Annotated in this window: 10 protein-coding genes and 2 tRNA genes; 2 read left to right on the top strand and 10 right to left on the bottom strand. The window is 68.4% G+C overall.

Going from position 1 to position 7,991, the window contains the following annotated elements; all coding sequences use genetic code 11:
* Nucleotides 1-387: IclR family transcriptional regulator domain-containing protein (locus VF542_RS16025; protein ID WP_408652692.1), on the top strand; the 387-nt coding region annotated here is incomplete at its 5' end.
* Between the two features lie 323 nt (nt 388-710).
* Here VF542_RS16025 and VF542_RS16020 read toward each other — a convergent pair.
* The 5 genes from VF542_RS16020 to VF542_RS16000 form a co-directional block, all read right to left on the bottom strand.
* Nucleotides 711-986: a GlsB/YeaQ/YmgE family stress response membrane protein gene (locus VF542_RS16020; protein WP_408652691.1), complete on the bottom strand. Its 276-nt coding sequence runs from the start codon at nt 984-986 to the stop codon at nt 711-713.
* A gap of 118 nt (nt 987-1,104) precedes the next feature.
* The gene (locus VF542_RS16015; RefSeq protein WP_408652693.1) at nt 1,105-1,278 is read right to left on the bottom strand and encodes a CsbD family protein; all 174 of its coding nucleotides are present in this window, start codon (nt 1,276-1,278) and stop codon (nt 1,105-1,107) included.
* A 108-nt stretch (nt 1,279-1,386) separates the two neighbouring features.
* On the bottom strand, nt 1,387-1,674 hold the full coding sequence (locus VF542_RS16010; protein WP_408652690.1) for a three-helix bundle dimerization domain-containing protein: 288 nt from the start codon (nt 1,672-1,674) through the stop codon (nt 1,387-1,389).
* Between the two features lie 237 nt (nt 1,675-1,911).
* Nucleotides 1,912-2,466, bottom strand: coding sequence for an adenylate kinase (locus VF542_RS16005; protein ID WP_408652689.1), 555 nt, complete (start codon nt 2,464-2,466; stop codon nt 1,912-1,914).
* Between the two features lie 59 nt (nt 2,467-2,525).
* Nucleotides 2,526-3,407 (bottom strand): Gfo/Idh/MocA family protein, encoded by an 882-nt coding sequence (locus VF542_RS16000; protein ID WP_408652688.1) that lies wholly within the window; start codon nt 3,405-3,407, stop codon nt 2,526-2,528.
* 127 nt (nt 3,408-3,534) lie between these two features.
* Here VF542_RS16000 and VF542_RS15995 point away from each other — a divergent pair, with 127 nt between their 5' ends.
* Nucleotides 3,535-4,074, top strand: coding sequence for a flavin reductase family protein (locus tag VF542_RS15995; RefSeq protein WP_408652687.1), 540 nt, complete (start codon nt 3,535-3,537; stop codon nt 4,072-4,074).
* Here VF542_RS15995 and VF542_RS15990 read toward each other — a convergent pair.
* The 5 genes from VF542_RS15990 to VF542_RS15970 all read right to left on the bottom strand — a co-directional run bounded on the left by VF542_RS15990 (nt 4,071) and on the right by VF542_RS15970 (nt 7,825).
* Nucleotides 4,071-5,063, bottom strand: coding sequence for a peptidoglycan-binding domain-containing protein (locus tag VF542_RS15990; RefSeq protein ID WP_408652686.1), 993 nt, complete (start codon nt 5,061-5,063; stop codon nt 4,071-4,073). The two genes, VF542_RS15995 and VF542_RS15990, sit on opposite strands and share 4 nt — an antisense overlap.
* Nucleotides 5,064-5,236: 173 nt before the next feature.
* Nucleotides 5,237-5,309: transfer RNA gene (locus VF542_RS15985), tRNA-Glu, on the bottom strand.
* A gap of 58 nt (nt 5,310-5,367) precedes the next feature.
* Nucleotides 5,368-5,439: transfer RNA gene (locus VF542_RS15980), tRNA-Gln, on the bottom strand.
* A 110-nt stretch (nt 5,440-5,549) separates the two neighbouring features.
* On the bottom strand, nt 5,550-7,034 hold the full coding sequence (gene gltX, locus VF542_RS15975; protein WP_408652685.1) for a glutamate--tRNA ligase: 1,485 nt from the start codon (nt 7,032-7,034) through the stop codon (nt 5,550-5,552).
* Nucleotides 7,031-7,825: a fumarylacetoacetate hydrolase family protein gene (locus tag VF542_RS15970; protein ID WP_408652684.1), complete on the bottom strand. Its 795-nt coding sequence runs from the start codon at nt 7,823-7,825 to the stop codon at nt 7,031-7,033. Before VF542_RS15970 ends, gltX begins: the two co-directional genes overlap by 4 nt.
* Nucleotides 7,826-7,991: the final 166 nt, after the last annotated feature.

The raw sequence follows: 7,991 nt of genomic DNA, 5'->3' as shown, positions 1-7,991 counted from the left end.
GAACGGGTCTGCGTGGCAGCCGCCGAGCGGGCGACCGGGCTGCGCACCACGGTGCCGCTGGGCGCCCGGTTGCCGCTCACCGCGGGCTCCGGCGCGCAGGTGCTGTGCGCGTGGGAACCGTCGGAGACGGTGGCCACGCTGCTGCAGGAGGCCGAGTTCACCGACCGCGCGCTCGCCGAGGTCCGCCGGCGCGGCTGGGCCCAGTCGGTCGGCCAGCGCGAGGCCGGTGTCGCGTCGGTGTCCGCGCCGGTCTTCGGCCGGGGTCGGCGGGTGGTCGCCGCCGTCTCGATCTCCGGTCCGATCGAACGGTTGGGTCGCTCCCCCGGCCAGCGATTCGCACCGATCCTCACCGCTGCCGCCCAGCGACTGCACACCGCCCTGTCCTAGATCCACCCTGTCCTAGATCCACCCTGTCCTGGACCCGCCACGTCGTGGCCCACCACGTCCTGGGCCCACCCTGTCCTGGACCCACCCTGTCCTGGACCCACCACGTCCTGGACCCACCACGTCGTGGCCCACTACGTCCTGGGCCCACCCTGTCCTGGGCCCACCCTGTCCTGGATCCACCGCCCGGTCCTGGACGTACCGCTCGGCATGTCAGGCGTCGGCTAGTCCCGCCAGACGCGAAAAGGGGCAGTCGCGACGCGACTGCCCCTTTTCCCAAGTGCCGGTGGCCGGTGCAACTCCGAGTCAGCGCCTGCCAGCGGTGATCAGCGAACGGCGGACCGGTTTCCGACCCGCTGCCAGATCAGGAGCGCGATGACGGCGCCGATGACCGAGCCGATGATGCCCGACGGCTGGAAGAAGCCCTCGTCACCGTCCTTGTGGAAGATCAGGTAACCGAGGAAGCCACCGATGAACGATCCGACGATGCCCAGCACGATGGTCATGCCGATGCCGATGTCCTGCCGGCCGGGAACCAGCAGCCGAGCGATCGCACCCGCGATCAGGCCGATAATTAAGAGGGAAATGATTAATCCAAGCATGAGGCGCTCCTTGCGTTGATTGGACACCTACAAGGTGACCAATGCGGATAGGCAACGAAAGTAACCATTAGGACGGCAGATCACCGCCGGTATGTACCGGCGGGGATAGCAAATCTGCTCAGTCCTTGAAGGCGTCCTTCACCTTTTCGCCGGCCTGCTTGAGGTTGCCCTTGGCCTGGTCGGTCTCACCTTCGGCGCGCAGGCTGTCGTCACCGGTGGCCTCGCCGGCGTGCTCCTTGGCGATGCCGCCGACCTCTTCGGCCTTGTTCTTTGCTTTGTCCAGTGCACTCATCAGAATTTCTCCTCCCATCAACGGGATGCCCACGGCATCACCGGTTCTAACGAACGGCCGCGACGAACGCTCTTGGTGGAGCGTTCGAGCCGCCGAGTCTGGCGACCGTCAGGACAGCACGGTCAGAGATGGAGCCGATGCCGGGCCGTCGGTCGTACCGGCCTGGACGAGCCGTTCTAGCCGTTCGTGAGCAAGCCGTTCGGTCAGTTCGGGCAGCGCGCCGATCGGCGAGCCCCGCAGGTGCTGGCGGGACTCCCGCACTACCTCGACGATAGCGGTGAGGGAGAGACGGCTCTCGAACTCGCGGAACAGCCGCTCCACGATGTCTGCGAAGGATCGGTCGTGATAGTCGGGCTCGTCGTCGGACGAGATGCGGGTATCCGGCAATGTGGTCATACGGACCTCAAGATCAACCAGAGGCGAGACGTCTCCGCGGCACCAGCCCTCGAGCCAGCACTGGCTCAGCCTGCCCCGCAAGCGGCGTCGACCTGCTTTGAACGGGAATCGTTCACGGCTGGCTGTATAGCCGATCTAGGCAGTCTAGCCGGTGCTAGCCCGAAGTGGGGGTGCAATGCCGAACACCGTGACGATTTGTTATGATTGATGGCTTTTTCGCCTGGCGGAACATCGGCTTCACAACACCGCCGCAATCGCCTCCGTCACCTCGTCGGCAGGCAGGTCGCCGGCGACCTCGCGAAGCAGGCCGCGGGCCCGGTAGTGATCGACCAGTGGCCTGGTCTCGGACTCGAAGACCCGCAGCCGGTCGGTGATCACCGAGGGCGTGTCGTCGCTGCGCCCGGCCGCGGCCGCCCGCTCCAGCAACCGCCGGACAAGCAGTTCTTCGGGGACTGCGAGAAAGATCACCCGCTCCGGCCCGGCGGAGTCAGGGGCGAGTTCTTCGGCCTTGACCGCCTGCGCCACCGAGCGGGGAAATCCGTCCAGGACATAGCCGCCGGCCTCGGCCGCTGTCAGCACCACCGGCAGCACCAGGTCGAATACCAGCTCGTCGGGCACCAATCGACCCTTGTCCAGATAGCCGGCGACGAGCCGGCCCAGCTCGGTCCGGGCCCGGACCTGGGCACGCAGCAAGTCCCCGGAGGCGATGTGCGGCACCCCCAAGCGCTCGGCCAGCCGCTGGCCCTGGGTTCCCTTGCCGGAGCCCGGCGCGCCGAGCATGACCATCCTCATGGCAGCCTTCCTACCTCTCCTGCCGATCTGTCGGCACGCTGCGCCGGGTTCGGCACCGGTTACTGCCCGAGCTGGCGCTCGGCCTCGGCCAGGAGCCGGACCACCGAACGGCCCAGCCGCACGTCGCAGGGATGGCTCGGCACCGGCAGCTGAGCCGCGGCGGCCAGCTCCCGAGCCGCTGTCGCCAGCGCGGCGCTCGGATCGGCAACGGAGGCCGGCAGCGTGGCGCGCCCGGCTGCCCCCCACACCGCCAGGCTTACCTCCGAGGCCGCCTTCGGGGTGTCGATGCTGACGGCATAGCTGCTGCTGGCGCCGGATTCGTGCCTCAGGATCAGGTGCACCAGATCGCGCCGGCCGGACCGGGCGGTGATCTCGACGATCGGGCCGAGCGTTCCGATCAGCATTGCCAGGGCGTGCGGGCCCACGTCCCACAGGCCGCCCTTCTCATGGCGCCAGGGAGTGTCGAACGGGCTGTCCGGCGCGAATGCCGAGCCGAGCCAGAGACCGGCCGCACCGTCCCAGTCCGAGCGCTGGCCGGTCTGATCGATCCACTGCCGCTGGACGGCGTCGAAGCGGGCGGTGAAGAACACCACCGAGGCGACGCCGGCCTCGGTCACCGCCTCGGCCAACCGGTCCGCCTCGGCCGCTGAGACCGCGATCGGCTTCTCCAGCAGCACATGCTTGCCCGCTCGGGCGGCTCGCAGCGCCAGCTCCGACTGCACCTGCGGCGGAACGGAGAAGGCCACCGCGTCGACCGCGTCGAACATCTCCTCGACGTCGTCATAGCCGGTGGTACCCAGTTCCGTTGCCAGCGCAGCGGTCTTGGCGCCGTCGCGACCCCAGATTCCACTGAGCTGCACGGAGGGTTCGGCATTGAGACCCGCCGCATGGGTGATCTTCGCCCAGTGCCCGTTGCCGACCAGTCCTACCCGCATGCTCATGTGCCACACTCCCGTTCCCCGGCTGACTCGCCCAGCCGCCCCCTGATGTGCTCAGCCGCCCCGCCCACTGTGCCACCTGCGGATGGGCGGGCCGAAGACGGTCGCCGCCCGGTGCCAGACTGAGGCCATGAGCATCTCCAGCGAGCACCCGTTCCTGCCGCCGGAAGCCGACCGCAGCCCGGTCCGGCGGCTGCGCGGCCGGTTACCCTCGCCGGTGACGGTGTGGACGGCGGGCTCGGGCGGCAACCGGGCCGGTTTGACCGTCTCCTCGCTGCTGGTGGCCGACGGCGAACCGGGCTGCGTCCTCGGCGTCCTGGACCCGCTGTCGGAGCTGTGGGACGCGCTGCGCGACACCGGCGCGGCGGTGGTGAACCTGCTCAGCTGGCAGCACCGGCAGCTCGCCGACGCGTTCGGCTACGTCGCGCCGGCACCGGGCGGGCCGTTCCGGATGGGCGAGTGGACCGACACCGAATGGGGCCCGGCGCTGGCCGATGCCAGCGGTTGGGCCGGCTGCCTGCTCGCCGACCGGCAGGCGTCGGAACTGGGATGGGGACTGCTCGTTCAGTTACGGGTGGTGCACACCGTATTCGGCGACGACGGCGCGCCGCTGGTGCACCGGCGCGGCCGTTACCTCACCGTCGCGCCGGAGCAGCCAGCCGGCCGTTAGACCTTCGGCTTGAAGGTCTTGAGCAGCATGCGCCAGGTGCCGTAGCCGATCGGGCTGGTGGGCACCATGCCGTGCGCCTGCTTGAACCGCAGCACCGCCGCCACCGTCGTGTCGTCGTAGCGTCCGGTGACCGGCACCCGCAGCGCCTGCTGGACGGCCATGACCGGCTTGCCGCCCATGCCGCGGTAGATCGACGCGCCGGCGAAGCTGACCAGGGACTTCATCACCGTGGATGATCCCGCCGGAGCCGTGACCTTCGGGTAGGACGGGCAGCGCTGGGAGTTGAAGCTGACGTAGTTGGCAGACCAGTTGAACTCGGCCGTCCGGCAGGGACCGTAGTCGGTGGCGGCGAAGGCGCGCTTGCTCCAGAAGGAGGTCCGTCCCTTGGCGCCGTTCCAGGACAGCGAGATGTGCATGTGGTTGCGGTGGCAGGCACTGTCCAGCGCGGTGGACGGGGTCTTCGAGCAGCCGTTGTAATCAGACCAGGTGCCGTTCCACGATCCCCACATCTTGTTGTTCCAGATGATGTACATGATGCCCATCCGCCGGGCGTTGGCGAACTGGTTGCCGTACCTGTCGGTAGCCAGCAGGAACTTGATCACGGCCGCCGCCTGGGCAGCCTGCACCGGGTTGCGCACCGAGTCCATCCAGTCGATGGCGCGCCCGTCGTAGTGCTCGCTGCGGTTGCCGTCCATGCCGCAGTTGTAGGCACCGGCGTAGCTGGTGTTGGGGTAGGTGGTGACCAGCAGGCGGGCCAGCGCCAGCGTGCCCGTGCGGTATCCGGGCTGGCAGGAGATCTGCTCGACGTAGGTGGCCATCGGCTCGATGGCCACCGGCAGGCCGGCCGGCGTAGGCAGGCTGCGCACGGCAGCCGAGCTGGCCGGCGCGGTCGCCACTGCCAGGCCTGAGCTCAGGGCGATCGTCATGGCGAGCACGGCGACCAGCCGGACGGGTTTGGCGAACAGGGGGGCCAGCAACGGGTATCGCATCAGCATCTCCAGGGTTGGCCGGACCGGAACTGTTTCGGCAGTGACCTTCCCTATCGGCGACCGGCGCCGGCCCTGAAGTCAGCTGGGCGGCCAGGTTGTGGTTGGAGGTGGCCGGAGACACAACATCTAGTCAAAGAAGCCCCCGGAGATGATCCGGAGGCTTCTTGATTGGGTAGCCCCGAAGGGATTCGAACCCTCGCTACCGCCGTGAGAGGGCGGCGTCCTAGGCCGCTAGACGACGGGGCCCTAGGTAGAACACGCTAACCAACATCCTGCTGCAGATACCACTCTTCCGGCTTCCGCGCTGGGGTACCAGGACTCGAACCTAGACTAACTGAACCAGAATCAGTTGGGCTGCCAATTACCCCATACCCCACTACCAACCCGAACGTAGCGACGAGCGGGCCGAGACGAGACTCTACCCGACATCGACCGCGCTATCGAAATCGGGCCGAGCTGGCCTGTCGCGGCCTGTCAGCGCGGGTACTACCCGCCCTGAGCGCTGCGCAACCTCGCCAGGCTGGTGTCGCGGCCGAGCAATTCCATCGACTCGAACAGCGGCGGGGAGACCTGCCGGCCGGTGACCGCCACCCGCAGCGGGCCGAAGGCGCTGCGGGGTTTGAGTTCCAGCCGCTCCAGCAGCTCGGCCCGCAACGCCTCTTCGATGGCGGCGGTGTTCCATTCGGTCAGCTTCTCCAGCGCCGGGATGGAGGCCGCCAGCACTGCTTGGCCCTGCTCCCCCAACTGCTTGGCCACTGCCGCCTCGTCCCGGACGAACTCCTGGTCGCCGACGAACAGGAAGCGCAGCATGTCCGCACCCTCCCTGAGCGTCTGCACCCGTTCCTGCACCAGTGGCGCGGCACCGGCGATGAGAGCGAGTTCGGCCTCGGTCGGCTGCTCGCCGATCAGGCCGGCTCGGGCCAGGTATGCCCGCAGCCGCCGCGCGAAGTCATCGGGGGCCAGCAGCCGGACGTGGGTGGCATTGATGGCCAGGCATTTCTTGGGGTCGAAGCGTGCCGGGTTGGTCGAGATCTTGCTGCCGTCGAAGGCAGCGACGAGTTCGTCGGGGGAGAAGATGTCGCGGTCCTCGGCGATCGACCAGCCGAGCAATGCCAGGTAATTGATCAGCCCCTCGGGCAGGTAACCGTCGTCGCGGTAGTGATACAGCGAGGCCTGCGGATCACGCTTGGACAGCTTCCGGTTGCCCTCGCCCATCACGTAGGGCAGGTGGCCGAACTCCGGCACGCGCTCGGCTACCCCGATGTCGATCAGTGCCCGGTACAGGGCGATCTGGCGAGGCGTCGAGGGCAGCAGGTCCTCACCGCGGATCACGTGGGTGATCCGCATCATCGCGTCGTCCACCGGATTGACCAGCGTGTACAGCGGTTCGCCGTTGGCCCGGACCACCACGAAGTCCGGCACGGTACTGGCGAGGAAGCGGATGTCGCCGCGGACCAGGTCGTTCCAGACGATCTCTTCCTCCGGCATCCTGACCCGGAGCACCGGCGCCCTGCCCTCGGCCCGGAAGGCGGCCCGCTGGTCCTCGGTGAGATCGCGGTCGAAGTTGTCGTAGCCCAGTTTCGGGTCCCGGCCGGCGGCGCGGTGCCTGGCCTCGGTCTCTTCGGGACTGCTGTAGGACTCATACAGGTGGCCGGCGGCGAGTAGCCGGGCGACCACGTCGCGGTAGATCTCGCGGCGCTCGCTCTGCCGGTAGGGCCCGTACGGACCGCCTACCTCGGGCCCCTCGTCCCAGTTCATGCCGAACCACCGCAGGGTGTCCAGCAGCATCTCGTAGGACTCCTGGGTGTCTCGTGCCGCGTCGGTGTCCTCGATCCGGAACACGAAGCTGCCGCCGTGGTGACGGGCGAATGCCCAGTTGAACAGGCAGGTACGGATCAAACCGACGTGCGGGGTGCCGGTCGGCGAAGGGCAGAACCTGACCCGGATGTCGGAGCCGGTGGCGGGGCTCACCGCGAGCGAACCGGGTTGGTGAGCTCGCCGAGCCCGTCGATCGCGATGGTCACCGTGTCGCCGTCGGTGATCCTGCCCACGCCTTCCGGCGTGCCGGTCAGGATCACGTCGCCGGGCACCAGGGTCATCACGTGCGACATGTACGAGACGATGGTGGCGACGTCGAAGATCATGTCCTTGGTGTTGCCGTCCTGCTTCGTCACGCCGTTCACCAGTGCCCGGACCCGTACCGCGCTGGGGTCGAACGCGGTGTCGATCCAGGGGCCGATCGGGCAGAAGGAGTCGTAGCCCTTGGCGCGGGTGAACTGGACGTCCGCTCGTTGCTGGTCGCGAGCGGTGACGTCGTTGGCGCAGGTGTAGCCGAAGACGACATCGAGGGCCTGCTCGCGCGGGACGTCCTTGGCCACCCGGCCGATCACCAGGGCAAGCTCGGCCTCGTGCTCGACCTGGTCGGAGTCGACCGGCAGCCGGATCACGTCATGGGTGCCGATCACCGAGGTGGAGGGTTTGAGAAAGATCAGCGGTCGTTCGGGCACGTCGTTGCCCAGCTCGGCGGCGTGCGCGGCGTAGTTGCGGCCGACCGCGATCACCTTGCTGGGCAGGATCGGGGCGAGCAGCCGGACGTCGCCGATCGCGAACCGCTCGCCGGTGAACTCGATCGGGCCCATCGGGTGGTCCTTGATGGCGGCAACCGTGAGGGAGTCGAAGGGCGGGTTCGGGCCTGCCGCTGCCGGGGCCTCCACCACTCCCCAGGCGATTCCGCCGTGATGAACAAATCTCGCGATACGCACGGCTACGAGGCTACCGGCCAGTGCGGGGCAGGTCGGCGGCACGGCTGCGGTCTGTGACGGGCGCCTTGGCCGGCTCGGGTGACCTGGCGGTGGGCGCAGCCGGGGATGACGGGATACTCGAAGAGTGAACGACGAACTGAAGGCGATCCCACCGCTCCGCCGCCGG

The sequence above is a fragment of the Jatrophihabitans sp. genome (assembly GCF_036389215.1).
Taxonomy (GTDB): Bacteria; Actinomycetota; Actinomycetes; order Mycobacteriales; family Jatrophihabitantaceae; genus Jatrophihabitans_A.
Note: the sequence above shows the minus strand (reverse complement) of the source record. Positions and strands in the feature narration are given on the sequence as shown.

Excerpts from the sequence above, each read along its gene's own strand:
- VF542_RS16020 (WP_408652691.1), bottom strand. The coding sequence starts at position 986 with ATGCTTGGATTAATCATTTCCCTCTTAATTATCGGCCTGATCGCGGGT.
- VF542_RS16015 (WP_408652693.1), bottom strand. The coding sequence starts at position 1,278 with ATGAGTGCACTGGACAAAGCAAAGAACAAGGCCGAAGAGGTCGGCGGC.
- VF542_RS16010 (WP_408652690.1), bottom strand. The coding sequence starts at position 1,674 with ATGACCACATTGCCGGATACCCGCATCTCGTCCGACGACGAGCCCGAC.
- VF542_RS16005 (WP_408652689.1), bottom strand. The coding sequence starts at position 2,466 with ATGAGGATGGTCATGCTCGGCGCGCCGGGCTCCGGCAAGGGAACCCAG.
- VF542_RS16000 (WP_408652688.1), bottom strand. The coding sequence starts at position 3,407 with ATGAGCATGCGGGTAGGACTGGTCGGCAACGGGCACTGGGCGAAGATC.
- VF542_RS15995 (WP_408652687.1), top strand. The coding sequence starts at position 3,535 with ATGAGCATCTCCAGCGAGCACCCGTTCCTGCCGCCGGAAGCCGACCGC.
- VF542_RS15990 (WP_408652686.1), bottom strand. The coding sequence starts at position 5,063 with ATGCGATACCCGTTGCTGGCCCCCCTGTTCGCCAAACCCGTCCGGCTG.